Annotated in this window: 23 protein-coding genes and 1 pseudogene; 3 read left to right on the forward strand and 21 right to left on the reverse strand. The window is 39.5% G+C overall.

Annotation, left to right across the window (positions count from 1 at the left end; all coding sequences use genetic code 11):
• Positions 1–15 precede the first annotated feature (15 nt).
• The 20 genes from T344_RS0120535 to T344_RS0120630 all read right to left on the reverse strand — a co-directional run bounded on the left by T344_RS0120535 (position 16) and on the right by T344_RS0120630 (position 19,551).
• Positions 16–870 carry a hypothetical protein gene (locus T344_RS0120535; RefSeq protein WP_027630244.1) on the reverse strand — a complete coding sequence of 285 codons (855 nt, stop codon included), beginning with the start codon at positions 868–870 and terminating at the stop codon, positions 16–18.
• A gap of 129 nt (positions 871–999) precedes the next feature.
• On the reverse strand, positions 1,000–1,683 hold the full coding sequence (locus T344_RS0120540) for a phosphocholine cytidylyltransferase family protein (RefSeq protein WP_027630245.1): 684 nt from the start codon (positions 1,681–1,683) through the stop codon (positions 1,000–1,002).
• A complete protein-coding gene (locus tag T344_RS0120545) occupies positions 1,656–2,267 on the reverse strand; it encodes an HAD-IB family phosphatase (protein ID WP_034862503.1) in 612 nt (203 codons plus the stop codon). Before T344_RS0120545 ends, T344_RS0120540 begins: the two co-directional genes overlap by 28 nt.
• Positions 2,268–2,474: 207 nt before the next feature.
• Entirely contained in the window at positions 2,475–2,672 is a 198-nt protein-coding gene (locus T344_RS0120550; protein WP_027630247.1) for a hypothetical protein, read from the reverse strand.
• Positions 2,669–3,610: a glycosyltransferase family 2 protein gene (locus T344_RS0120555; RefSeq protein WP_027630248.1), complete on the reverse strand. Its 942-nt coding sequence runs from the start codon at positions 3,608–3,610 to the stop codon at positions 2,669–2,671. The genes T344_RS0120550 and T344_RS0120555 overlap by 4 nt, the downstream gene beginning before the upstream one ends.
• Before the next feature lie 149 nt (positions 3,611–3,759).
• The gene (gene rfbF / locus T344_RS0120560) at positions 3,760–4,536 is read right to left on the reverse strand and encodes a glucose-1-phosphate cytidylyltransferase (RefSeq protein ID WP_027630249.1); all 777 of its coding nucleotides are present in this window, start codon (positions 4,534–4,536) and stop codon (positions 3,760–3,762) included.
• Between the two features lie 36 nt (positions 4,537–4,572).
• Positions 4,573–5,055 carry a flagellar protein FlgN gene (locus tag T344_RS0120565; protein WP_027630250.1) on the reverse strand — a complete coding sequence of 161 codons (483 nt, stop codon included), beginning with the start codon at positions 5,053–5,055 and terminating at the stop codon, positions 4,573–4,575.
• Positions 5,056–5,145: 90 nt separating this feature from the next.
• On the reverse strand, positions 5,146–5,550 hold the full coding sequence (gene fliS, locus T344_RS0120570; protein ID WP_027630251.1) for a flagellar export chaperone FliS: 405 nt from the start codon (positions 5,548–5,550) through the stop codon (positions 5,146–5,148).
• 47 nt (positions 5,551–5,597) lie between these two features.
• On the reverse strand, positions 5,598–7,982 hold the full coding sequence (fliD, locus tag T344_RS0120575; protein ID WP_027630252.1) for a flagellar filament capping protein FliD: 2,385 nt from the start codon (positions 7,980–7,982) through the stop codon (positions 5,598–5,600).
• Between the two features lie 9 nt (positions 7,983–7,991).
• Entirely contained in the window at positions 7,992–8,414 is a 423-nt protein-coding gene (locus tag T344_RS0120580; protein WP_027630253.1) for a flagellar protein FlaG, read from the reverse strand.
• 158 nt (positions 8,415–8,572) lie between these two features.
• Positions 8,573–10,231 (reverse strand): tetratricopeptide repeat-containing glycosyltransferase family 2 protein, encoded by a 1,659-nt coding sequence (locus T344_RS30020; protein ID WP_051572100.1) that lies wholly within the window; start codon positions 10,229–10,231, stop codon positions 8,573–8,575.
• Between the two features lie 135 nt (positions 10,232–10,366).
• Entirely contained in the window at positions 10,367–11,563 is a 1,197-nt protein-coding gene (locus tag T344_RS0120590) for a flagellin N-terminal helical domain-containing protein (RefSeq protein WP_027630254.1), read from the reverse strand.
• Between the two features lie 226 nt (positions 11,564–11,789).
• Positions 11,790–12,014, reverse strand: a complete 225-nt coding sequence (gene csrA, locus T344_RS0120595) for a carbon storage regulator CsrA (RefSeq protein ID WP_027630255.1) — start codon at positions 12,012–12,014, stop codon at positions 11,790–11,792.
• A gap of 2 nt (positions 12,015–12,016) precedes the next feature.
• Positions 12,017–12,463, reverse strand: a complete 447-nt coding sequence (gene fliW / locus T344_RS0120600; RefSeq protein ID WP_027630256.1) for a flagellar assembly protein FliW — start codon at positions 12,461–12,463, stop codon at positions 12,017–12,019.
• A gap of 102 nt (positions 12,464–12,565) precedes the next feature.
• Positions 12,566–13,147, reverse strand: a complete 582-nt coding sequence (locus T344_RS0120605; RefSeq protein WP_027630257.1) for a DUF6470 family protein — start codon at positions 13,145–13,147, stop codon at positions 12,566–12,568.
• Between the two features lie 229 nt (positions 13,148–13,376).
• Positions 13,377–14,699 (reverse strand): flagellar hook-associated protein FlgL, encoded by a 1,323-nt coding sequence (gene flgL / locus T344_RS30550; protein WP_117407531.1) that lies wholly within the window; start codon positions 14,697–14,699, stop codon positions 13,377–13,379.
• Positions 14,700–14,740: 41 nt separating this feature from the next.
• Positions 14,741–16,405: a flagellar hook-associated protein FlgK gene (flgK, locus tag T344_RS0120615; RefSeq protein ID WP_027630258.1), complete on the reverse strand. Its 1,665-nt coding sequence runs from the start codon at positions 16,403–16,405 to the stop codon at positions 14,741–14,743.
• Positions 16,406–16,503: 98 nt separating this feature from the next.
• Complete coding sequence (flgK, locus tag T344_RS0120620; protein ID WP_027630259.1) at positions 16,504–18,636, reverse strand: flagellar hook-associated protein FlgK; 2,133 nt, start codon at positions 18,634–18,636, stop codon at positions 16,504–16,506.
• A 28-nt stretch (positions 18,637–18,664) separates the two neighbouring features.
• Positions 18,665–19,165, reverse strand: coding sequence for a flagellar protein FlgN (locus T344_RS0120625; protein ID WP_027630260.1), 501 nt, complete (start codon positions 19,163–19,165; stop codon positions 18,665–18,667).
• Positions 19,166–19,263: 98 nt separating this feature from the next.
• Positions 19,264–19,551 (reverse strand): flagellar biosynthesis anti-sigma factor FlgM, encoded by a 288-nt coding sequence (locus T344_RS0120630; protein ID WP_027630261.1) that lies wholly within the window; start codon positions 19,549–19,551, stop codon positions 19,264–19,266.
• Positions 19,552–19,828: 277 nt separating this feature from the next.
• Here T344_RS0120630 and T344_RS31420 point away from each other — a divergent pair, with 277 nt between their 5' ends.
• The 3 genes and pseudogenes from T344_RS31420 to T344_RS30555 form a co-directional block, all read left to right on the forward strand.
• Positions 19,829–24,262 carry a DNA/RNA non-specific endonuclease gene (locus T344_RS31420; protein WP_084331296.1) on the forward strand — a complete coding sequence of 1,478 codons (4,434 nt, stop codon included), beginning with the start codon at positions 19,829–19,831 and terminating at the stop codon, positions 24,260–24,262.
• A gap of 42 nt (positions 24,263–24,304) precedes the next feature.
• Positions 24,305–24,787, forward strand: coding sequence for an immunity protein YezG family protein (locus T344_RS0120645; protein WP_027630262.1), 483 nt, complete (start codon positions 24,305–24,307; stop codon positions 24,785–24,787).
• A 231-nt stretch (positions 24,788–25,018) separates the two neighbouring features.
• Positions 25,019–25,187: pseudogene (locus T344_RS30555) on the forward strand (IS256 family transposase); the annotation flags it as partial.
• Between the two features lie 226 nt (positions 25,188–25,413).
• Here the strand turns inward: T344_RS30555 and T344_RS0120650 are convergent.
• Positions 25,414–25,683 (reverse strand): IS3 family transposase (locus tag T344_RS0120650; protein WP_027630263.1); only part of this gene is annotated, 270 nt, incomplete at its 5' end.

A 25,683-nucleotide genomic window follows, 5' to 3' on the forward strand; every position in this document is an offset into this window, starting at 1 on the left:
TTTTTTCTTGCACGGTCAAATCCTTTTCTCAAATTTATAAACTGTTGTATGTAAGCGGAAATCCACTGCATCTTTTAAATCAAATCCTAAGCCTAACATATATTGAATAATCTCATGATCAAACAATGCGTTATATCGGGTCCAATTGGTTCTTCTATATTCACGAGATACTCGTGGAAAATCATCATGCCCTAAAATAAAGCAAGTACAATTCTCACTTACAGTACGTAAATACCACTGCCAATCCTTGCAATAGCCTAGGTTGCCCATTGAAAGAATACATGTAGTATCAGGGTCATAGACTTTTAACGGAAATTCATATTTATTAAAATCACATAAAACAGTTTCATCGGTAAAAGTAATATAGTCAACCGGAACGTATTGTATATCCTTTGGAATAAAAACTCTAACCCTTTCATTTGACGCTCCCATATCAATCAAAGTTTCAATTCCTGTCCAATCAATTAACTTAGCGGCAATACCTAGCCGTGATAGAGCATATTCATTATTCTCACATGCATTTCTCCCTACAGGATTATCGTTCCATTCAATATGTTTCCACAAACGCCTGCACTCATTATCTCCCACAAAGGCTATTCCCCATATAAAATGTTTTCCCTCTTCAAACCCCATATCTTTAAGTTGAAATGCAATTTCTGTGCGATAAACTATTGATCCGATTAAAATAAGAATATCTTCTTTGTTTTCACTTAAAAGTGCGTTAGGATGTTTAATTTCTTTTCCAAGATATGTTGTCCCAATTAGGTCAGTATCATTATCTACAAAATAATCAACACCATTATATATTGCATCCTGATCCATTTCATAGCGGACAGCATAATCAAATCCACCAAAAATAATATGTTTCATAATAGTATACCTTTCTCTATTCCGTATAGGCTGTAAATAGACTTCTTCTATGAATTTATTACTTTAGTATATCATTGTAATCTTATAATTTAAAAATTAAACTAAAATCGGAAACATATTTCATTTTTCTCATAATTTTGTATTTAGGTTATATTCACTGCTCTGATAGTATTTTTGAATCCATCTCAATGCATTTTCGTAGTCAGCGTATGTATCTATTTCTTGAGAGCGAAGTTTTAAAATTCTAATTGGCAAAAACGGCTCTATCATTTGATACACGTGCCTTGTCCCATTAAACGTCCTTTTGTTAGAGATCTGTGCCAATCCCGTCCATTCGTATTGCCCATTCAATTTTGAAAAAGAACCTACTTTTTCTATTCCATTTTCAAGATAAGTATTAACATACACTGGTTCTTCAGAATTTTTATCACATACCCCCACAAATTCATAATCACTTTCTAATACATTTTTTAGATCTTCAGGGTGTATTAATAAATCTCCATCTAAAGAAATAATTAAATTATCTTCCTTTGTGTTCTTGACGCCTTTTACAAAACTAGCTGCAGTTCCTGTATTTCTAAAATCATGGTTAAATACAAAAATTACATCTTTTCTTTTATTTAATACCGTTTCTATTACTTGTGTGTATTGGTATCCTACAACAATTCTAACATCTTCCACATCTTTTAATAAATCAAGCTGCCACTCTATTAGCGTTTTTCCGTGCAACTTAATTAGTGCCTTTGTCATATTCATTCCAAGCCTGGAGCCCATACCGGCACAACTTATAATAACTGTTTTAGAAACTGGCATAATTTATCCTCCTGAAAAATCGCATGCGAAGCACAATCCATTACAGATACAGCCGGCATGTGAACACCCCCATAAGCAATACCGATATTGGCGAAACGCACCATTTCAGCATCATTATTCCCATCTCCTATTGCAACATATGGGGAGGCAAAACTATTAGCAATATGCGCCTTATTGAGAACATAATTCACTCCTTTAACATAATCACCATCTTCAGATAACAATGCTTTTGATGTAAAGTATCTGCAACCAATTCTATCACACAGACTACTAACCCAAACATCAAGATTACCTGTGATTATAAAGCAACTTTCCTTATTTTCTTGTATAAAACTAACTATGTTCTCGTTCAATTTTATATTTTCTACAACATTTTTAACATCACTTATTTTAATGTTTCTAAATATCTCTACTCTTGATAAAAAACTTTCAACAAAAGGGATTTTTCCTGAAATAGTGAGCTGAGTCAATTCGTTTATTTGTTCATATAAACCTACGGTTTTAGCTATTTCAGGTAATATTTCCTGTGCTGTTACTGTACCATCTAAATCAAAGAAAAACGAGTATTTTATATTTTTGTACATTATACCTTCTCCATATAGAATTAATAATTTCAGTATTATCAATAAGCCATAAATTCAAATAACAAATTTCTCTGACACGACTTGGCATAACACAATTATTATCCACAACAATGCGCGGAGGTCCCATTACTTCTCTGAATCAATTATTTTCTAAAAAAATGTGATGTGGCATAGCTTCCCATTCCACCTACAATTCCAATAATATTCTCAGCCATAAATTGTCACTCCCTTATCTGAACCGTTTAAATCCATGAAAAATGTATGATTCCTGTCTACAAAAAAAGAAACTTTACAACCATAGCTCTCAAGCATCCGGCGTAATGCTTCACACATATCACTGCAGCTGTACAGGACAATTTCACGCTTATTTGCCTTTTGATAAATAATATCTGCTACCCTTTTCATAAGATATAATTCTCCATCCAAATCTTTTCAAAGTCAAGTATGTAGGTACTGTTCATGAATTCAGCATAGTGTTCGGCCAATTCGCAGCGCATAGCTTTCAGATGTTCTTCGCAGTCTTTCAGGCCATTTGATATGATTTTATTGACCATCGAAATCTGAAAGGAAAAATCGAAATACCACCAATAATCAGCACGGTATGGGAATCGCTCGCACAACCACTCAGTTCTCTCACGGTATGCTTGCCTGTATGCATTAAGGTAGTCTATCGTTATATGCGTATCTTTTGTAGTCGCTGATGAATTGTTGCTCCCATGCCGGTAAACTTTATATTTGGGTAATCCGTGATATGCAACAGTCTCTGCTTTTGCCAGGATCTTATAAAGCAAAGGGATATCGTCATATTGCCCCGTTTCCGAAAAACGGATATCCTTAAACATCTCGGCTGAAATAAGCTTTGCAGGAAATCCCGTGCTATAGCGCCTTCGCCACATTAGAGCAATAATAGCCTCTTCTGCGCTCATTACCGCTATATTATCACGGTCTCTGTCCGAAATCACAGCTCCGCTCTCTTCTTTTGCTACACCGCATATAGAGATATCTGCTTTATGATTCACCGCCAATTTATATAAAAAGCTTAAGTAATCGGGAGCACATTCGTCGTCATCATCGGCAAAAGTAATATATGCACCTTGTGCTGCTTCCAATCCGGCATTCCGGCCACTGCCGATATTGCCCCGTTCCCGGTGGACAACCTTGATTCTAGGGTCTTTGCAAGCATATTCATCTGCGATTGCTCCACTGCGATCTGTCGAACCATTGTCAACAATTATAAATTCATAATCAGAAAAATCCTGAGCTAAAATGGACTTTATGGCACGTTCAATGAATTTCTCCCGATTATATGTGAGCATAATTATACTAATAGTAACATAACGCATAGAACTGCTTCCACCTTTCCATGTGGCATTGATACTATACTCTTATATAACTATATCGACATATTTCGCTAAAAATTTATATCAAATAGAAAATATAATCTGTTAATATTTAATATTTAGATTAAATTGACTGGTGAATTATTTATATTTTACCACACCTTCCAAGGTGCTTGTCCGGATTCCCAAAGTCTTTCAAGTGCATATTTATCCCTCTGTGTATCCATACACTGCCAGAAAGCATAATGTTTATACGCTGCGATTCGTCTCTCCAAGGCAAGATTTTCCATAGGACCACGTTCAAAAACAGTACTGTCACCGGCAATGTACCTGAATATTTCAGGTTCCAACACCATAAACCCTCCATTTATCCACCCGCCGTCTTCCTTCGCTTTTTCTGTGAAACATTCTATTTTATTTGTATCGTCGTTAATATTAAGGACACCAAATCTTCCTCCGGGTTGAATCGCAGTCATTGTAGCCAAAACCTTTTTTTCTCTGTGGTATTCAATCAGCTTGTTTATATTGATATCTGAAACCCCGTCACCATATGTAAAGAGAAAGGGTTCATTTTTTACGTATTTCTCTATCCTTTTAATTCTACCACCTGTTTGGGTGTTAAGACCTGTATCCACCAATGTTACTTTCCATGGCTCTGCAACATTATTATGAATAACCATTTTATTGCTTTCAGTAAAATCAAAAGTTATATCAGAAGTGTGAAGATAATAGTCAGCGAAAAACTCCTTTATCATATAGCCTTTATAACCAAGGCAAATAATAAAATCATTATAGCCATAGTACGAGTATATCTTCATTATGTGCCACAGAATAGGTTTTTCGCCGATTTCAATCATCGGTTTTGGCCGTAAGTGTGATTCTTCACTGATTCTTGTCCCATATCCGCCTGCCAGAATAACAACCTTCACTTTTTTTCACGCCCTTAGGTATAAATTAATTAGTAACTATTTCTTCTTATCAAAGTAATATGATTGTTGCGGTAACTTGCTTCCAATGTTATATCCGTTATTAACCGCCTGACCCTGCTTTATCTGACGTATCTCACTGCTAAGCTTGTCAAGAATGTCTCTGACTTTTGTGTTGTTCATACCTTCCAGTCTCTGTATCTGCTTTATAATATCATATATGGTTGTAATTATTTGTTTAAGCTCAGCAGCTCCATTAAGCTCCGACATCCTGACCTCCTCAAGGCTTTGAACCCCGAGTACGGTTTTAACTCTGGAGTAGTAAACCTCAAACGCCTGATCAAGTTCATCAATGCTATCCATCTGCTGCTGCTTCAAATCTATTATCTTCTGCAATTCATCAACTTGATCTTCTGTTATTACTTCGCTCTGCTCCTCCGTGAGCTTCAGTATTTGTCTTAACCCGTTAAGCTTTTTCTCCGACAATTCTAAAAGCTTCTGTATATATTGGTCAGCGTTCATGGTTACCTCCATTCATTAAGCCAAAACAACCCCGCATACAGAAATAGGTATACGAGGTGTTCAATTTACCTTGAATAACTTACAAACTCATTACTTAGCTATAACTTCCTGTACAGGTGCAGGGTGTTTGGCAAGCTTCATGGCCTGGGACCAGGCATCCCTGAGTTCCTTTGCCATCCCCAGTACATCTCCGACTATAACATTATCCTTTTTCAGATTGGCTTGAGTAAGCTGCCTGTACATATAATCATATAGTAACTCCAGATTTTGTGAAACCTCATAATTCATATCCAGAGTTGTCATAAACTCGATTATTATGGCTTGTGCTTTAATAATGCTGTTATTTGCTCTCTCAATATTTTTTGCATCAATCGCAGACTGTGCCTGCATCAAAAACTTAACCAACCCATTATACAGCATCATTGTCAGTTCTTCCGGAGTTGCTGTATTTATGGAATTTGATTTATACTGGTCATAACCATTATTTGTTAACATTAGCCGGCAACCTCCTAATTAGTTTATATTTATAAGAATACATTTACTTATGACCCGCTGCCAAACTGTTGCATTAACCAGCTCTGCTGTGAGTTCATTTTCTCCATTGCCGATTCCATCTTGGCAAATTTTTCATACAATGCATTTTCTTTTTCAATGAGCTTTTTATTCATCTCGGTTATTTGGCTGTCAAATTCTTTTATTTCCTTATATAAGGTATTCAAATATTCCGAGCGGTCTCCGATTATACCCGCTTTTTCTAATAAAGCTCCTTTATAGCCATTATTATCAGTATTTGTTCTGATGGCATCCTGTATAATATCCGAGAAGCGCTGGGCTATACCCGACTCTTTATATCTCTGGCTTCTCAATATAGAATTATTCATACTATCATAGTAGGTTACATCTGAAGTACTTGTAAACAGATTGGCAACTTCCTGAGGCTTGTTAGCCAGTGCATCCTTTAATTTGTCCTCATCTATAATAAGTTTACCCTTATCTTCATAATTTGAAGAGGTAGTTATTCCTATGGAAGACAGCGTTATTCCTGTTCCTTCAACCGCAGCGTACAATGCGGATCTGAGCTGAGATAATGTACCTGATATTATGCTGTCATTCCTCAAGAGCCCCGACTTGGCCTTCTCCTCCCACTTTTCAATCTGATCCTCACTCATTGCCTCTTTCTGCTCATCAGTTAACGGAGTATAACTACGATATACTTCTTCACCAATTTTGTCGTTAAGTTTTCCAATCACCTCATTATACTTTTCAACGAAGGTTTTTACATAGTCGAATGTTTTAGTGGTATCTACGACGACGGCAAACTTGATGGGATCAGTTTGGGTGACCCCCTCCTTAAAATTCTGCTTGATGTTAAAATTTATTCCGTCATATGAAAATGAGTTAGTGTCTCTGACGATTTCAATTTCATCAGTGCTTCCGCCAAGACCTTTAATCTTTATACTTGCATCATTTCCGCTGACTGCAGAATCCAGGCTAATCCCAAGTGCACTCATTAAATGGCCTGTTTTGTCACTGACAATAACCCGGCTGGTTGCACCGGTACTTTTTGAAGCAATCGTAAACCTGTCCGAAGTTGCGTCATATGTCATTGAAACATTGGCTGATGTATCAGCGTTAACAGTTCTCATTATATCATTTAAGGATGTATTCTTGGAGTTAAACCTAAAGTATTTGCCGTTAATTGTAAACACAATGTCATCAGCCGTACCTGCAAAACTAAGCGGAAGTTTGTCCTCATCTGTACTTTGATCACCATCCGTATCATATCTAAATGATCCTACAGTATTAAATAAATTTGCCTTCAAATCAACTTTATTGCCCATAGCTGTCTTTGTCGGATCCAGCCCCAGTGCGGAATTTGCATCTATTTTAAGTTTACTTACGGCTACTGTTGTCCCTGTTGTATATGATACAATACCCGTATCTCCGGAAAATGTTATGTCGGGAGCTGCTCCGGGCGGAGAACCAAATACCGCATTTACAGACATTTGGATTGCTGCGGCCAGATCTCCGGCACTCTTGTATGTACCATAAGCAACTGCTACAGTTTTCTCCTCAGCGCCAATCTTAATTTTAAACTTGTTATTATCTGCGCCTACAGCAAATGGGGCTTTTTCTGTGGGTTTAGCACTAAACAATTCACCGGCGCCATTATTGTATACACTGTTAATCTGAAAGGAATCGGTAGTTCTTACCGTAGTGAACTTTATCCCCTCCGTACTGTTGCCTACTGATATTTTACCCGCGCCGAAAGCACTGTCGACAGCCGATTGAACTTGTTCCAGATACCCCCCCTGGGGATTTGTATCATCTATTTCCAACGAATTAAGCGTGGCCGGAGAATCGGGCAATGTTATCTTTTTTGTTATATTGTTGAAAGTAATCGATAATACATTATTGTTATTGGCACTGCAAATCGTAGTCCAATTTGATGAATCATCAGGACCGTTTGGATCTTTTAAAAAATTCTTATTTATTCCAAGACCTATTGCACTGCCGGTAACTCCGGAATTGCCGCCTGAGGTAAGGGAAGCAGCCTTTGCCATAGTCATTTCGGTAATAGTGTAATTCCCTATCTTAGCATTGGCGCCAGGCGTAACTGCTACAAAATCCGATGAACTTGCAGCACTGTATGTTGCTGAAAAACTCGAGAAATTATTTGATGACTTCAGATTCTTGGATGAAAGAGTGTCAAAATATTCTTTGTAAAAGCTTTGCAGTGTTGAAGTAACCTCTCTATATGCATCTGTTTTCCATAAGTCAATTTCTCTCTTAGCCAATATTTTATCCAACTTAGCTTGTTCTCTGGCCATCATCTGCTTTATTAATGTATCGGTGTCCAGTCCTGATGCAATACCCGTCAATCTCAGTCTGGTATTAAGTGCATTAGTTATTCCGTTTGTCGCCATATTATCTACCTACCTTCTTTCATCCACAAATAAACCCGCCATCTCACAGATTTTTGCAACCATATCTAATATTTTCTCATTCGGAATTTCTCTTATCAGCTCGTCAGTTTCGGAGTTATATACTTTAACAACAATTTCATTTGTCTGTTCATGAATTGAGAATTCAAATCTCCGGTTGCCTCCCAGAATTGCCTTGTTAGCCTTTTGTATTGCTTCAATAACAACTCTTTCCGATACGGGCATATTATCTTTGTCGTATTCATTTAATTGAGATATATTTTTAATGTTGGCTTGAGACCATTCCTTATTTGAATGAATGCTGCCATTAGCTTCATCGTTCCTTACTTTTTTGACCGATTCTGCCAGTTGTGCAGCTTTGATACTGTTTATTGTGATGTTGGAACTGGAAATATCATTGTTATTTACTTTCATATCTCATAACCTCCACTAATAACTTTCTAATAAAATTATCGGGATATCGCATATATATATTTAGCACTATTTAAATATACACATTTCACTTAACAGTTTTAAACCTTAACCCCCACTATAACAAACCTAATCCATACTGAGTCATACCTGTGAATGATCTAAATAATACCTCTGAAGGCTGCCAATTCTTTTTCCGGTATAATATTAAATATCAGTAAAAATATTTTATTGTGCAGCTCTAAAATTTCATTGGTCAGGTTTGTTATTTTATTTCCAGATATATAGGCCACAATAATTTCTTTGGTTGTATCATCAAAAAACAACTGGTATTTTTCAAACAATTCCATATCTCTACAATAAAGTATTCCCATAAGTGCATAGTCCAAATGCCAATTGTATTTTTCGGGACTATCACTGCACCCATTATAAATCTGATCTCCTTTATTATAATCAGGTTTATAATTCAAGCTTCCCTTAATTGCTGTATCGACAGCCAATTCCGCTTGTCCTGTCAATATCATGGCAATGTATGTATTTTCATTCTGCCCGTCGAATTCCCTGTTATATTTTACTGCATAGTATAAAAAAGCCTTATACAGTCTCGTGTTCCGAAGTACTGATAATATCTCTTCAAGTACTTCTTTTTTCCCTATATCCAATATGCTGTTAAGGAAAACTATTATTTCCTTTTCATTCTCTTTTCCGATAATGCTCAAAGTATTTTGTATTATTGGAGCATACTTTTTAACTACTGCGTATTTTAATGAGTAAACGTAGTATTCCAAAGCAGCTTCCTGCTTTCCTTTAAGCTGATTAATCAAGCCGAGTCTAAAGTAGGTATCGGATATATATGAAGGAAATGAATTTGAAAATGTACCTGTGTAATTCTTATTTAATTCAAGCGCTTTTCCCAACCACGTTTTTGCTTCCTCATCCAGATTATTGTCCATAGCCTCACGGCCTAACAGATAACTGTGCGTGGGGACCTCAGGATATTTTTCATATGCTTTATTCAGCAAATTCATTATTTCTTCGCGTGTAACCTCATCAGGTACATTCTTCATAACGCCATATGCATATTCATAGAAACAAATGGCGGAACTGTAATTTTTAATTATATGCTCGACATCATCCTGTTGCTGGAATAATTCCACAAATTTTAAAGCATCTTTGTAATTATGAGAAGAATAATTCTCTCTTAATAAGAAGTAATATAAAATTGTATCTTTTTCCCCATTTTTATATACATTATTCAGCAAGTCCAGATTTCTTTTTGCCTTTTGCTCCAGAAGCTCGCTTGAATATCCAGAATGATAAATAAACAAGTCGGGGCATCTTGCCAGTATCAGCTCCCTGTCACCTCTTTTTATTCTTTCATGGATACTTCCCTTATACCTTATGTCGGGCAAGTTTCTAAAGATTCTTGTAACTCCGTCTGTTACAAAGCATTCTTCCTTCTTACTATGGTCAATCTGTTTCATGGTAAAAATGAAGCCTTCGGCAACATGTCCGGCCTGCCTTACAATATTCATAACGTTGCTTCTCTTTAAGGCAGGAACAAACCATTCGTCAGCGTCCAAAAAAATTATCCAGTCCCCTGTTGCATGTTCAATAGCTAAATTTTTTGCATCCGAAAAATTATCGTTCCATTTGAAATGTAAAACCTTTGCTCCATATTTTTCACATATCTCAACCGTATTGTCAGTTGAGCCTGTGTCAACGATAATAATCTCATCAACAGTACTTTTATAGCTTTCAATAGACCTTCCGATATTTTTTTCTTCATTTTTCACAATAGAACAAGCTGTTATTTTCACTTTTATACACCCCGGAAATTATAATTGTCACAAACATGCTGGACAAAGCGAAATCAAAAATAATACTTCATTTATTTTTAATTTAATATTAAAAGGAGGCATAGTATATTACCATGCCTCCTTTTAAAAAAATAATTATTGCAATAACTGGAGAACACTCTGCGGCTGCTGATTTGCCTGAGCAAGCATAGCCTGAGCTGCCTGAGTAAGAATGTTATTCTTAGTGTACTCAGTCATTTCCTTGGCCATATCTACATCACGGATACGTGATTCTGAAGCCTGCAGGTTTTCGGAAGCGGTATCCAGGTTATTTATAGTATGCTCAAGTCTGTTCTGTATAGCACCAAGCGCTGATCTCTGATGCGACACCTTGGAAATAGCATTATTAACAGTTTCAATTGAATTGGATGCTTTCCACTTATCATCAACCTTAATACTGTTAACACCCAGTGCCTGTGATTTCATATCCGATATTGAAATAAACATGCTCTGACCTGCATTTGCTCCAATCTGAGCCATAATAGATTCGTTTATGCTGTCACTTGCGCCTTTTGCTTCATTAAATACCAACGTCATACTTTCACCGGCCTGCATAGACAAAAGATTTACGTTTAACGCCGTATCTGCTCCAAGAACTGATGCTGAAATAGTTATCTGTGATCCTGAACCTGAAACCAGGGAAGATGCATCAATAGTCTTGGAAGTTCCATCAGCTCCTATTACCAGATAGTTGGATGCAACAAAGCCGGTGCTTTCACCAACCGCAACAATTGTAATAGAACCATTGTAATCACTTCCGGTTTTAGCGGCAGCGGAAACTGAAGCCATGGAATCAGCACCGGTCAGGGATACTAGCGCAGCTGAATTGTTATTTAATTTTGCAGTTCCGTCAACAGCTCCATATACGCCTTCCGCACTTCCATCAAGTAATTTCTTGGTGTTGAATTCAGTAGTGTTTCCTATTCTGTCAATTTCAGCTATTAACTGATCTACCTCAGCCTGAAGTTCCTTTCTGTCGTCATCGGTGTTTGTGTCATTAGCTGCCTGAACGGAAAGTTCTCTCATTCTTTGCAGAATTGAGTGAGTTTCATTCAAAGCACCTTCAGCAGTCTGGATGAGTGATATACTGTCTGATGAGTTTCTTGAAGCCTGGTCCAAACCTCTGATCTGACCTCTCATTTTTTCAGATATAGCCAAACCAGCGGCGTCATCTCCAGCTCTGTTGATTCTGAGGCCTGATGATAACTTTTCCAGTGACTTCTGAGTAGCGCCTCTGTTTACACCCAACTGTCTGTTGGTGTTCATGCTCATAAGATTGTGATTAATTCTCATAATAAAAATCCTCCTTGAATTTTAAGGTTTTAGTGTGAACTTCCTTTTTCACACTATAATTGATAATTTATATAATAAGCTTACAGATCCCGGGAACTGCAACACTTAAAATATCTAAAAAATACCTGAAAACCAGAAATAAGTTCTTTTCTCTATTATAATATCGGAAGAATTTCCTTAGACTTTATAGCTTTTTTTGAAAAATTTAATTTTATTTTGTAAATATTCAGTCCTTTTTCTTAATAATATCTTCAAGCTTCACAACACCGGTGTTCGCAGCCTTTTTGTTCTCATTCTGAATTTCCAGGAAGATTTCCTCGCGGTAGATGGGAACATTTTTTGGCGCTTTGATTCCAATCCTCACCTGGTCGCCCTGTATTTCAATAATTGTCAGCTCAATATTTTCACCAATGATTATCCCTTGATCCTTTTTCCGAGAAAGTACCAGCATTGTTATACCTCCTGTTTCTGGAGTTCATCCAGTATGAAATGTCTTACAGTGTACTTATCCGTATCAAGAATTATCTGAGCAGCTTTATTATTTGTCCTGTTTATGATTAAAGGTGCCTTAAGGTTCATACTGATTTTTTTTATATCCTCCGGAACCACAACAATGGAAAACACCATTAACTCTGAAGCATCCTTGACTCCAAGATACTCAACAGCCTCATCCTTCAAATCAAAATCGTAGTCCTTTTTTATCTTAAAGGGATCTACCAATGCAAAAGCCAGCTCAGGTTTGTCAATTGCCTGTATCCACTTGAAAGGTGACTCCGGGTCCTCGCTGTCTATTATTCCAAACTGCTTAACATCCTCAAAACCTATTATTCCCTCTTCAAAGTTCAAAATATCAGCCTGGTCTATCTCTATTTTTCCAAAATGGGTTGTTTCAATAAACATAATAAATCCTCCGTCAACAAAATGTACTCTTTACATCAATATTATAACGCTCTTACTGTTTAAGTACATCAGAAAACCTTATTTTTATACACATATTTACATCTAAATATACGCATCTACATTACTGCCGGTATATTTAACATCTATTGAACCGTATGATAGCATCCGCATATCAACATTCCAGGGAGTATACCTGAAATCAATATCTCCTGCAACATAAGTACCCGATACCCCGTTAATTTCACCGGGGTTGTTCCGCTCCGCCGCCTCCAGCTTCAAGCTTCCGCGTATAAGCTCCACTTTGGGTCTGGACGTGGGCATTGAGCCCAGACCGAACTCATGCATGGTCACGGATTCTTTTCTGATAATATCGAGCATTATGTTTGCCTTATGACCTATTTTAGCCATGGCATCACCGTCCTGTGCCTCCTTGGCTATATATTTCATAAGATTTGCATACCCTTTTCTGGCACTATCCCTTGCCTGATCTAAATTGTTCTTGAGGCCCTCTTCCGCAAAACACTGGTACTGGTCAATCTTAAGCAATGGCTGTTCGGTATCGATTTGTATCAGCGGGGGTTTTTGCGTTATTCTCAGATCGGCATTCCTTGTTTTCCATTCCAGCTTTGCAGGAGTTACTTTTATTTCATACCTGGCCGGAGTTGTGTTGATTGTAAGCCCCATATTGACCTCCCAAGCCACATTATGGCCTTGAGCCGCACAGCGGCCATAAATTCACAGATTGGCTTTAAATACAAACGCACATGAAATCTTTTAAGCCAACCTCTACCTTTTATAATACAAGACAGGCTGGGTGTTTAGCCTGTCTTATGTTGATATTTCCTTATATTAACCGACTTCCTTTTCCCTGCATTTTACCACAATACATTTTCAGCATTTCACTTGAAAACAACTACCTTAAAAAGTCTACCAGGGTCTGTTGGATTATTCTTGCCCCACCTGCCAATGAAGCCTGATAAACATTTTCTTCGTTTTTAAGGTTCATTATAGTTTCTGCAACATCCACATCTTCATTCTTACTCATTAAATCCGTGAAATTGACCAAATCAATACTCATTCTGTCAGTTGACAGGTCCACTCTGTTCTGTCTTGCCCCCACATCAGCCCTGCATCTTAAAACATTTGATATCTGCTGGTCAAAAACATCAAGGAAATCACTTATCTGCTTAAAGTTTCCCTCATCCATATCTGCAATTATATTGTCAAACATCTTTATCATATCAGGCGTATCGCCGATGTCTCCTGTTGTAGTCACAGGCGCTTTGGTCCCTATACTTGACAGCAAGCTGCCGGTTTGATCAAATGTAACTGCCGCTGTATCGGACTTGATTTGAGTTTTTATTTCTATCATATTGTTTCCTATGGTGACTTCAATACCCTGATTGGCCGGAAGGGTCGGATCCGGGTCCGGAACTATTGCTGCATTTATAGCTGTTTTTATTGCCTGCGCAAGCTGCACAGGGGTATTGTACTCAACTACAGGCGGATTGGATACCGGAATAGCAGCCGTTACAGTCTGCGGTGTTCCGAAATTGTTAATAGTAACGGTAATGGAATTATTGGCCGCAGTAATGTCCAGAGGATAATTAATATCTTCTATATCCGATGTAGCAACACCGCTTCCCGGATTAGAAGCATTTCCACCGCTGTTGAAAAGATCTCCTCCAGCAATATTGATATTTATGCTGTCCCCCACACCAATTTCATAAAATATTTTTTCCCTGGTGGAATCAACATTTATCATAAACTTCCCGAAATTAGGATCGCTTTCATTGTCATTAATTAATTTTTGATCTGTTTTGTAACCTGAGAAGATATATCTTCCTGCATAGGTGGAGTTGGACAAATGTATCAGCTGGGCTCTCAGCTGTTTTAACTCCAAACCTATCTTCTGTGTTTCTTCAGGAGTATTCGTCCCGTTTGCCGCCTGCTCCGAAAGTTCCCTGGCCTTTTGGAGAACATCTCCTATTTTGCCCAGCGTCACATCTGTGGCATCAAGCCAGGAGCCTGCATCCCCAAGATTTTTCTGGTACTGTTCAACCTTTGATACATCTGTTCTAAGCTTCAAGGCCCTTGCAGCAACCACAGGATCATCCGATGGCACCTGTATCTTCTTACCTGTATCAAGCTGGTTCTGGTAATTATTCAATCTGGTAAGATTATTGCCGAGGTTCCTTGTCATATTGGCAATCATCATATTATTTGTAATTCTCATTGCAGCCTCCATATATCTTTGACTTGGTCAATCTTTAGTGTTTAGCCTACTCCCAATCTATTTATAAGCGTATCGTATACTTCAGACATCGTTGTTATCATCTTTGCAGCAGCATTATATGCCTGCTGGAACCTTACCATATTCGTCATTTCCTCATTCAGTTCAACTCCGGAAACCGACATCCTTCTGTTATCCACCTGCTGTACAATGGCAAGCTGTCCTTTAGAAAGTCTCTCGGCCTGCTGGGTGTCAATACCGAGCCCCGCTACCAGGGATTTCATAAAGTCCTCAGGAGCACCTTCCTTAAACAGACTTTGATTTGATCTTATGTCCATTATTTTGTTCAACACATTAATATTACCGTTTTCGCCAGGTGTGTCGGAAGTTGCGATCTTATCGGTATTGTCCATTACATCGCTGCCTACTGTAAAGTTTTTGGCTGTTATCCTGTTATACCTTTCCACTATCAGGGCATTCTCTGCCGCTGTTGGTACTGCCGGCGGTGTTGGCAATGTCAAGCCATCCACAAACTTGTCACTGGATATGGGTCTGTCACCATCACCAAACATGGTGAAGAATCTAACATTCTGGGATGGTGGGATACTATCCTTCAATTCGGTATCAAGACCATAACCGTCAACATGTCCTACGCCGTTGACCCAGCTTCCTGATTCATCCCTGGTCAACCCCTCATTGAAGGCCAGAGCAAAGACGCGTACAAACTCGTTTAATTTATTCTGGTAATAGGGTATACCTTTATAAATAGGAGTGGTAGACGAACCGTCCTCAGACGGTGCTCCGTCCTTGCCGTCCCTTACATCCAGCAGTCCCCTGAGCTCTCCTCCGGTAACCTTCAGTGTATTGCCGTCTTCCCATTTTATCTCATACAAGTTTCCTACGTCTTCTGCGTTCAACTTGTCCGTTCTCTGTTCAACCTTCATCTTGCTTACATTGTAATGATCCACCAGCGGTTTTCCGCTCACTGTTATGAGAAAGTGAATGTCATCCTGTCCGTTAGGAAGTTTACCGTAGGAAACTTCGGTAGCCTGTATATTTACCAGCTTGGACAGCTGATCTACCAAAAGCGTCCGGGAGTCCCTCAAATCATTTGCCGACTGCCCCTGAACCTCAAAACTGTATATCTGCTTATTTAGCTGCTGAATCTGAAAAGCCAGTGAATTTACCTGATCAACCGTTATTTTTATCTGATCATTTATATCTTCCTGCATTTTTTCAAAATGGGTTGCAGTACTGTTGAAATATTTGGCAAGGGTTACGCCCTTTTCCCTGACCAGTGCTCTTACGGCTGAGCTTGACGGGTCCTTTGAAAGTTCCTGATATGCATTAAAGAAATCATTCATTATCTTGACAAACCCGCTGTCCGACGGTTCATTAAACGTGCCTTCAAGCTCCGAAAGCTTTTCCAGTTTCTTGCTCCACTCCCCGCTGGCGGTATTTTCACTCCAATACTTGAAGTCCAGATATGTATCCCTGACTCTGTCTACTCCTGTTACCTCAGAGCCGGTACCAACCATACCGGTACCGTCCATAACCGAGAGCGGCCTGGAGGCAGTCTGTACGTTCTGCTGCCTGGAATATCCGGGAGTTGTGGCATTGGATATGTTATGGCTCACAGTATTCAAATTTTTCTGAGCGGTATAAAGACCGCTTAATGCAATATTTAAACCGAAAAAGCTCTGTCTCATTTTTTCACCTGTTTTCTTTAAAAATACTTATTATTTATACTTTAAGGAACAATACAATATAATGATTAATACTCCTCAAATGATTAATGCACTGCTGCCTATCTTCCGACCTTGCCCATGGACATTATGACGTTTTCCACCATTGAATCTATAATGTTAAGAACTCTTGAAGAAGCGTCATATGCAAACTTGAATTTCATCATATTTGCCATTTCCTCGTCCATGGAAACCCCTGAAATCGAACTGCGCTGCTGATCTACCGACTGCACTATGGTTGTCTGGTTCTCAGAAGTTTTCAAGGCTTCAGAACCTCCGTTGCCTATATCAAGTATGACCGCCCTGTAATATTCGTCAATACTGACAACCCCCGTAACATCCGTCATTATATCCTGGTCTCTGAGGTTGGCAATCAGTCTGGCTATGTTGTTTCCGCCCTTTGCCTCCTTGTCGTCTGATGCGACGATATTGTTCAAACCGTCATCACTCAGCAATGCATCACTGAGCTTTATGTTACCCATCTGGATGGGGAAGAGATCGTCTATAGGTTCAAAAAAATTGACCCCCGGCTGACCGTCAAGCGTAAATCCCGACTTTTGCAGATAATTTATCTCCTTGCACAGTCCGCTGAGCATTGCGTTAAGCTTTATTTTCACATCGGATACGATGTTCTTTGAAATTGGGATATTTCCGCTGTTGGCATTAACAGCTCTCCTGGTATCGGCATTGACAAATTCCACTACATTATTAAAATTTTCTGTTCCGATATCAAATACGGTTCCGCTTGTACCGGCTGCTATGGTATTCCAGCCCATTTCAGGTTTTCCTGATGTCGTGTTTCCCACGCCGGAACTGAAATATTCCTTGCCGGTCACCACCGATGTCCTCATTCCAATGGCGTTCAGTCTGTTTATGTAGTCAGCTGCTTCAGCCGGAGTTCCGTCATTACCGTCCACACTTTCATTTGTAAGTACAAATGTTGCTTTCGCGGCATCCTCTCTGAAATCGCCGCCGTCATTCAAACCTTCAAGTGTTGAAATCAATGCGCCGAAACTTGCGTCAGTGTCACCTGCCTCTGAGCATAACGCGTCCAATCCCGCAGTGTCATTTATGAAGGCATCTATATTATCCCTGTCATACACCGTACCGTTGAAAACAGTTGAACCTGCTCCCATGGACACAAACCGTATATTGAAATCAACACCGGAATTTTTTAAACCTGCAACATATTCGTCAATTGTAGCCCTTAGCTTGGAAAGGTATTCTTCGGCACCCGTACCCGAGCCATAGGATGTATCGATGGCAAAGGTTATATCTACCTTCTCTTTGGGAGTTCCGTTTTCATAACTTCCTTTTATGCCTGGCACCTCACCTCTGGACTCGAGCAAGCCCTTGAGTATTCCGCCCTTTATATTGACTTCGGTATTAGTTCCCTGGAGCATGGGATAAAAATATTCTCCATGCTTTGGATTGGCTTCAACGTACAAGTTTGTTGAAGTTCCCTTGGATACCAGGTAATAGCCTCCAAGTGTAACATCCACCTGTCCGTCCTGCATTTCCAGAACATCTGCGTCACAGAGCTTTGAAAGTCTGTCCAGCAGCACATTTCTCTGGTCCCTGTAATCATTTGCGGCATCCCCGCCTATTTCTTCAGTTGCTATTTTATAATTAAGCTTTGCCAGTTGACCTGTAATATCATTTACTTCATCAACCCGCACCTTTATTTCCGAGTTCAGATCTGCCTGCAGTTTGTCAAGCTGTGTTCCTATATGATTGAAATAATAGGTGAGCGCCTGGCCTCTCTGTCTTACCAATGCCCTCGTAGTCAAGCTTTCAGGCGTCTTGGTAAGCTCCTGCCAGGAATCCCAGAACTGGTTCATAACTTCCTGAAGGCCGTCCCCCATAGGATCATTTAATATGGCCTCCACGTCCTGAAAGGTTTTGCTTCTGGTTTCCCAGTAACCCAGTGAGGTGTTTTCCTGTCTGTATATATTATCCAGAAACGTATGTCTGATCTGTCTTGTTTCCTGAATATCCGCACCAAGTCCATATTGAAACATCTTGCCGTTCTTGCCGTAGTCAGTGATATAGTGACTTGTTTCAATCATGGCCTGCTGCCTCGTATATCCGACTGTATCAACATTGGAAAGATTGTGTCCTGTAACTGCAAGACCTCTTTCACTGACATACAATCCTGAACGTGCTATGTCATAACTTGAAAAACCCACTGCCATGTCTGATGGTCCCCCTATTAGAAGAAAATTAAAGTTTTACATCAAAAAGATTTCTCTTTTTTGTATCTCCCGAATGACCGGTGCTGCCATAATTATTGGTTACGGCATCAATACTTGTCATCATATTTATTGAAAAATCAATGTACTCAAGCGAGGTTTTAATAAGCTTTGAGTTCAGTTCATTATTGTCTTTGAGCGCATTGATACTTTTAAGCATTTTTTCCTGACATACTTTTAATTGGGCCGCTTCCACTTCCCCAAGTCTCGCAGTCAGCAACGAGATTGTAATATCTTCCGGTTTTTGACCCAATAACCTGCACAATTCACCAACGATATTCTCCCTCTGATCTTCCAGTTTTGAGATCTTTATAACCAGAGATTGCTCTATTTTCACTATGTTCTCCAGCTCAATAACCTTCCCCCCAATAATAAGTTCCTTTTTATTGTTGGAAATCTTATAAAGTGTATCGTATATGTCATTTTCCTGGCTCAGTATATTTATCAACTGTCTGACTAATTCTGATTCCATATCTGATTTTACACCTCCGAACATTCGTGCATTTCATTAGGTCAAAAATTTTATCTTTAGCTTTTTGTTTAAGAACTCTGCAAAAGCTTTTTGTATAATTACGCTTTCTGATCGATAATAGATTTTCCAAGCTTTTCTACTATTTCTCTCCCGCTTACATCATAGCTTCCCGTTCTGTATGCCTGGGCAAATTCATCAACCTTGTTCTGCCTGACATCAGGAACTTCTTTGAGAGCTTTTGTTACGGTCTGATAATCCATAGCATTGCTGGATATGGATATTACATCCTTCTTGGGAGCCACAGAACTGGTTTTTTCAATTTTTCCAACCGGTTTCTTGGAGTCATAAATCTTGGAAACATTGTAAACATCACCTGTGATTTTCATTTTTTACACCTGCCTTCTAAGTTACAATAACAGAAAATAAATTCTACTATATCTATTATCGTCAATTTAAAAAATTTATTTAGTACTGCTTTTCAATTAATAACTGGAAATATCAAAAAGCGCTGCGGACATAGCTTTTAGAGCCCGGAAATAAGGAAATACATCTTTTCTCACCTACCGTAAAAATCTTAATTGTAGAATTTTTTTCGGATCCGGGTGTTAAATCAACTTCAAAATTTACTAATCAATATAGGAATAAATTTGAGGAGTTGAACACATGTACACAAGAGTACCCCTTAAAACACCCGATTCACAGAAAAAAAACCTCCGTGGCACATCTACAAGGCCAAGTCCGCCTGTCAAGCAGCCCAACTATATGGAAATAATCCTGCGCCTCAGAAGGCTGCCTAATTCCCTGTCTCAAGAGGATTATAATATCCTCCAGAAAACCATCGGAAACCAGGCGGTTATTAAACTGCTTTCTGATATAAAGAAGATACCTCAAAAAAATAACCAACCCGGCCAGGATAAAGAAACAACTCCTGACACACAGAATAAGCAGCCGGATTCTGAAATGCAGCAGTCAGAAATAAAACAATCGGAGAATCAGCAATCTGAAGTGCAGCAACCGGATACCGGCAGCAAGACCGTGGAAAAAGCCGGGGAACAAAGCAATTCCGGCAGCCCGGATAATAAGACGGAGGCACCAAAGCCGGCTGAGCAAAAGGCTGAAAAGCAGGAAGCAAAGGAAAAGGCGGCTCCGGTAACAACTGTTTTGAATAAATCGGACGCAGAAAGTAATATCAGCACTGTTTTAAATAAATCTGCTGCAGATGGCAGCACGAGCAAGGAAACAAGCTCAAAACAACTTGAACCGGCCAAGGAAGGCTCTTTGCGAAAGAAATCGCAGCAGCAAACCTCCCAACAGGAAACTATGCAGCAAAATAAAGAGTCCCTTCCGACAAAACCTGAAAACAAGGGTGATACCAATCCCCAGACAGATATAGAAGCAAAACCTGCTTCCCTCAAGGAAGATAAAGCAGCTGAGAGCGGTAAGCAGGCAGAAAATAAAAAAGCAGCAGCTGAAAAAAATACGGCAACCGCTGATAAAGATGCCCAGGCCAAGCAGGAGACCATATCAAATGCGGAATCTGACCCAGCTTCCGCAGGCTCTGAAAAACCAGAAAAAACAAGCAAGTCTGAAGGTGCTGCAAATACTGAAAAAGCTCAGAAACAGGCAGCAAAGGCACCGGCAGTTAAAATCTCGGGTGAGGATCCCTTAAAAATATTAAATCAACTGGGGAGCATTCCCCCCACAGAAGCAGTAAATGCATTTTCGCAGGCGACAGCCGTATCAGACGGTGCCTTTGAAAAGCAGCGGGCAAAGACACAGTCTGTTATGCCTGAAATACCCACGCCTACAGGACTTCCTGCAAAAAAGGACAAGGGCTTAAAAACTGCCGCTGCAAGGGTAAAGGAAATAAAGCATAACGAACCTGCGGCCTTCAAGAGCGAAAAGGCAGGAGGAAAAACGCAGGAAGGAATGCCTGGTGACATTAAATTGGGTTCAGACCCAGAGGCCGACGCAGATGATGTAATGGCCGAGGCAAGGGAATATTCGAAGAATACACCGTCAATCGGAATGACGGGAGAAGCCGACCCAAATCAGATGGAGGGCTTTAAGGCCGAGGCGGGACAAAATGTGCAGTCGGCCAAGCAGGCCGAATTGAGCCAGACAAATCAGGAATTCGGAGAAAACGGCATAGCACCCCAGGAAGATCCAACAAAAATAAAGGCCGCAAAACCCATAAGCGGAGTCATACCTCTTGGGCTGGACATCAACAGGACAGCACCCATACCTCCTGACGTAGCTTCCATAGCAAATCCACAACTGAGTTCCGAACTGAAAACCTTTATGCAGGGAAAAGAAAACGAATACCAGCAGGGCAAGGCTCAATTCGATACGGGAGTATCCAATGCAAAGCAAAATGCCAATGAGCAGATAGAAAGCCAAAAGACACAGGCACGTGATACCCAGCTAAAGGAACAGGCCAATGCAAAAGCCGAGGTGGAAGGCTATAGAAATCAGTGGAGGAACGAGGTAAACACCGCAAGTGCCGAATATGACAAAGAGGCAAGTACCGAGGCAGAGAAAAAGAAAAAAGAAGTAGGACAGATAAAGGACGAAAAAGAGGGCGAAGTCAAAAAGACAATGTCCCAGGCAGAAAAGGATGCGGACAAGGAATGCAAGACGGCCAAAAAGGAAGCCGAAGAAAAGAAAAAGGAAGGCGAAAAGGAGCACAAAAAGAACATCTTCGAAAAAGCCTGGGATTGGGCCAAGGACAAGGCGGAAAAAGCGGTAGACTTCGTAAAGAAAGCGGTAAGCTTTGTATTTGACAAGCTGCGCCAGGCGGTAAAAACCATATTTGAAAAAGCAAAACAGGCAGCAATGGGATTGATAGAGGCAGGTAGAAGACTGGTAGTCGGCGCAATCAAAGGACTTGGAAATGTACTGAAAGGCCTTGTGAAAAAAGTATTTGCCAAATTCCCCGGGATATCCAAAAAAATATGCGGTTTTATAGACAACGCCGTAAACAAGGCCACAAAAATAGTAAATGCAGCCGCAGACAAACTGAAAAAGGGAGTCACGGCAGCACTGGACTTCATGGCAAAAACAGTGGACGGCATGTTCACCGGGATACAGAAGCTGTACAAGGCAGTAATGTCGGGAATCAAGAAATTCCTGAGCATGGACTTTAAGAAAGTGTTCAGTGTAGTACTCGAAGGTGCCCAGATAGCAGCCGAAATAGCGGCGGCAATAGCAACAGGCGGAGGAAGCGTAGTAGTGCAGATAGTAACCTGGCTCACAACAACACTGCCGCAGCTGTTAAAACAGGTAGGCTCGGTATTGAGCTTTGTCAACACAATCAGAAGTATAAAGCTTTCAGATGTTAAACAAATAATGAGTCCTGCCGGAATCGGAGGCTTCCTGGTAAAAGGCCTGTTCGGACAGCTAAGGGGCTTGCCTCAGGAGCCCAAGGAAGAAGAGGAAAAAGAACCGGCGGCAGGCCGTGAAGAAAAGGGACTCATAAAAGTACTGCATGTCCTTACAAAAGTCTTAAATGTCCTCAAAGGCATATATGGCAAAATAGCAGGGGGACTGAACAAAATACTGGGGATCATAAACATAGTGGCAAAACCCTGGTTTGAAGTCTTCAGTGCAATATATGCAGGCGTGGTGACAGTAATCGAAAAAGTTGGGAATCCTGCAGAAGCACTGAGTGAGGGAGCAGAAAGACTGAAAGAAGCAGTAGGAGACTTCTTCGGCAGCATAAAAACCAAAGTAAAAGAAATCTCGGGAAGCATCAAAGAAAAAGTAACACTGCTGGGACAGCCTGCCCAGCTCATAAAAACCATAGCCAACAAGGCTGTGGACATGGTACTGAACTTTATCATCACACATCCGCCGTCAGCGTTAATAAAGGCAGTATTCAAAGGAATAGAGGCAATAGCCGGCAAGTCCATAGTAGAGCTGATCAGACAATACATACCCTATGCCGACAAAATACTGGACAAAATAGCAGGCTCAGGCCCCGTGCAGGGCATAATGAAGCCGCTGGAGGGTCCTGTGAAAACCGTGGGAGGAATGATAGACCAGGTTACAGACCAGGCAACAAACATGGTGGACACATCCGAGAAAACAACCTTATCCAGCATGGGTAACGGGGCCAAACTCATGACAGCCATGGGAATAGGGGGAAATGCAGGCGGCAAGGAAAGCGAACAGACCCAGGGAGGCGGTAAGGGAGACAGCAAAGGCGGCAGTAAAGATGGAGGCGGAGGAGACTTCTTCGGAACCATCAAGAGCGGCATACATAATAACCTCATGACACTCGGCAGGATGAACCTGAAGAAGCTTGGAACACAGATACTGGCAGCGGGAGCCGCCAAAATATCAGGAGCCATTCGGAAAATGCTCACTCCGAAGGTCAAATTCAAGCTGGGCGATGAAAGCCATGAAATGTGGGTGGAAAAAGGTCAGACCACAAATGTTGTTATGATGGCGAGTGGAAAAGAAACAGAAGTTGAAAAAAAATCAGAAGCAAGCAGGATTTTGGAAGAAAGTGGAGAATTAAGAGGTAAGCTGGAAGAAACCAAGAAAAAGAAGAATGAACCACAGGCTAATGCAAATCTTCAAGATTTTGCGCAGGGGATGCAAGCAGCCGGTACAGGAGTAAGTGAAGGTAACCATTTTGATGATGAATATAAACTGAAACCTGATTCTTCATATGAAGTTAATGGGTATAAGTATAAAACCGATTCGAAAGGAAGGATAAAAAGTGCTGAAGGTACCTTAAGAAATGTAAAGAAAGAGGATAGAGAAAGAAACAAGATACATCAACTAGAAGCGGGTGGGACTAGTAGACAGTCAAAAGATCAGGGTGGTCATTTAATAGCCACAAGATTTGGAGGTTCAGCTTTAATTGATAATATAGTAGCAATGAATGGAAATGTTAATGTAAGTGCATACAAAATATTAGAGAACTCATGGGCAAAAGCAATTGATGGAGGAGCTGCAGTTTATGTGAAAATAAAACCTAAATTTAGTGGTGACTCGTTTAGACCAGATTCATTTGAAATTGAACAAACTATTGATGGAATAACTCAAAGTTTTTCACTAGATAACATTAAAGGAGCAAAAACAAGATAATAATATTTATTTAATTGTTCTAAATTAATGAGGAGGTAAGTTATGAAAACAGAAAGAATAGAGACAATATATTCTGATATAGCAACAAAACTCGATAAGCTAATACCTGAGAAGTGGAGTGAGATTTATTTATATGCTCAATTAGCTAATTCTATGTATACTATGTACTTCTTTTATTATACTGAAAATAAAAAGAAATTAGTGTATAGTTTTGATATTCCTAAAAATTATGAGATTAATGAAGATGAGTTTGATGATTTAAGAGATGAAATTAAAAAAGATTTTAAAGACTTGCAAAATGAATTCGTAGTGAATAAACAGGAATTATGGACAAATCTTACTCTCGTAATTAAAGACACTGATGAATTTAAAATTAATTACAGATATAATGATATTTCAACAGTAGACCCATTTGAACAACAAGTTATATGGAGATATGAAGTTCTTGGTCTTGACTCATCGAATCAGAGTAATTTAGCCAAAAAGGTACTTGAAAGGTATATTGAGGATAAGAAGAAAAGCTAAACAGAACTTTATCTGCAAAGCCCCACAGTTCATGGTGAACCCCTCCTTGTCAGGCTTTTTCATCTGTGGTAAACTGGGACACAGCCGGAGGTTTACGGGGGAAAATTCCTCGAAGTATTCCCTGTAAAGTACAACATTAAAACAGAATAAAATAACAGATACAGACAAGAAATTATTTAAAAATGTAATTTTGTTCTCAGCACTTAGAAAAGCCGTATTCAAAGGAATAGAACGAATATTATTGAAGGCCTTCACCGTCAATTCCGCAAGGTGACAAAGCCGAAGACCGTATTTCCGGCAGATAGTGCTTTTGGGGAAAATGTTCTGTTTAGCATACCTTAATGTAATGATGAAATGGACTCAGCAATACAAGAATTGGGATAGAGTAAAATATTGCTAAAAAATGTATACTGAAAGAATCTCTGGCAATACCTAAATAAAATAACAATAATATTATCTTGCCAAAGAAGAAACTAAAAAATTCAAGCCATCAATATAATTTACTCTCTCTTTTACATTCACTAAAAAAAGCAAGGGAGTATCGCGCTATGAACCGCTCCCCGTCAAGTAGACAATTAAAAAAATAAAAATCTTTTCTGCCAGTAGGTATAACCTGCTGGCAGTTTTTATGCTGCATGTAAATACATATCATGTTTCTCCATTGGCGTTAATACACCAAGATTTCTTTGTAATCGTTTATTGTTGTAGTACTCAATATACTCTTCTATCATTTTTACTACCGATTCCCTACTGGTAAATCGCTTCCCATAATATCGTTCTCTTTTAAGGATACCCCAGAAACCTTCCATAGGACCATTATCAATGCATTTTGCTACTCTTGACATACTTTGGGTCATTCCTGCAACTTCCAGTTTCTTATGGAATACTCGATTTGT

This window comes from Ruminiclostridium cellobioparum DSM 1351 = ATCC 15832 (assembly GCF_000621505.1).
GTDB lineage: Bacteria > Bacillota > Clostridia > Acetivibrionales > DSM-1351 > Ruminiclostridium > Ruminiclostridium cellobioparum.

What these genes read in the sequence shown, in the direction of transcription:
- flgL (WP_117407531.1), bottom strand. Translation starts at nt 14,699, where the DNA reads ATGAGAATTACAAATAATATGATGATTGCCAATATGACAAGGAACCTC.
- T344_RS0120630 (WP_027630261.1), bottom strand. Translation starts at nt 19,551, where the DNA reads ATGAAAATCACAGGTGATGTTTACAATGTTTCCAAGATTTATGACTCC.
- T344_RS0120555 (WP_027630248.1), bottom strand. Translation starts at nt 3,610, where the DNA reads ATGCGTTATGTTACTATTAGTATAATTATGCTCACATATAATCGGGAG.
- T344_RS0120545 (WP_034862503.1), bottom strand. Translation starts at nt 2,267, where the DNA reads ATGTACAAAAATATAAAATACTCGTTTTTCTTTGATTTAGATGGTACA.
- fliW (WP_027630256.1), bottom strand. Translation starts at nt 12,463, where the DNA reads ATGTTTATTGAAACAACCCATTTTGGAAAAATAGAGATAGACCAGGCT.
- T344_RS0120535 (WP_027630244.1), bottom strand. Translation starts at nt 870, where the DNA reads ATGAAACATATTATTTTTGGTGGATTTGATTATGCTGTCCGCTATGAA.
- T344_RS0120550 (WP_027630247.1), bottom strand. Translation starts at nt 2,672, where the DNA reads ATGAAAAGGGTAGCAGATATTATTTATCAAAAGGCAAATAAGCGTGAA.
- fliS (WP_027630251.1), bottom strand. Translation starts at nt 5,550, where the DNA reads ATGTTAACAAATAATGGTTATGACCAGTATAAATCAAATTCCATAAAT.
- fliD (WP_027630252.1), bottom strand. Translation starts at nt 7,982, where the DNA reads ATGGCGACAAACGGAATAACTAATGCACTTAATACCAGACTGAGATTG.
- T344_RS0120625 (WP_027630260.1), bottom strand. Translation starts at nt 19,165, where the DNA reads ATGGAATCAGAATTAGTCAGACAGTTGATAAATATACTGAGCCAGGAA.
- T344_RS0120645 (WP_027630262.1), top strand. Translation starts at nt 24,305, where the DNA reads ATGAAAACAGAAAGAATAGAGACAATATATTCTGATATAGCAACAAAA.
- T344_RS0120605 (WP_027630257.1), bottom strand. Translation starts at nt 13,147, where the DNA reads ATGGGGCTTACAATCAACACAACTCCGGCCAGGTATGAAATAAAAGTA.
- T344_RS0120565 (WP_027630250.1), bottom strand. Translation starts at nt 5,055, where the DNA reads ATGAACGCTGACCAATATATACAGAAGCTTTTAGAATTGTCGGAGAAA.
- T344_RS0120540 (WP_027630245.1), bottom strand. Translation starts at nt 1,683, where the DNA reads ATGCCAGTTTCTAAAACAGTTATTATAAGTTGTGCCGGTATGGGCTCC.
- flgK (WP_027630259.1), bottom strand. Translation starts at nt 18,636, where the DNA reads ATGGCAGTGGGTTTTTCAAGTTATGACATAGCACGTTCAGGATTGTAT.
- flgK (WP_027630258.1), bottom strand. Translation starts at nt 16,405, where the DNA reads ATGAGACAGAGCTTTTTCGGTTTAAATATTGCATTAAGCGGTCTTTAT.
- T344_RS0120580 (WP_027630253.1), bottom strand. Translation starts at nt 8,414, where the DNA reads ATGAAAGTAAATAACAATGATATTTCCAGTTCCAACATCACAATAAAC.
- T344_RS31420 (WP_084331296.1), top strand. Translation starts at nt 19,829, where the DNA reads ATGTACACAAGAGTACCCCTTAAAACACCCGATTCACAGAAAAAAAAC.
- T344_RS0120590 (WP_027630254.1), bottom strand. Translation starts at nt 11,563, where the DNA reads ATGAGAATTAATCACAATCTTATGAGCATGAACACCAACAGACAGTTG.
- csrA (WP_027630255.1), bottom strand. Translation starts at nt 12,014, where the DNA reads ATGCTGGTACTTTCTCGGAAAAAGGATCAAGGGATAATCATTGGTGAA.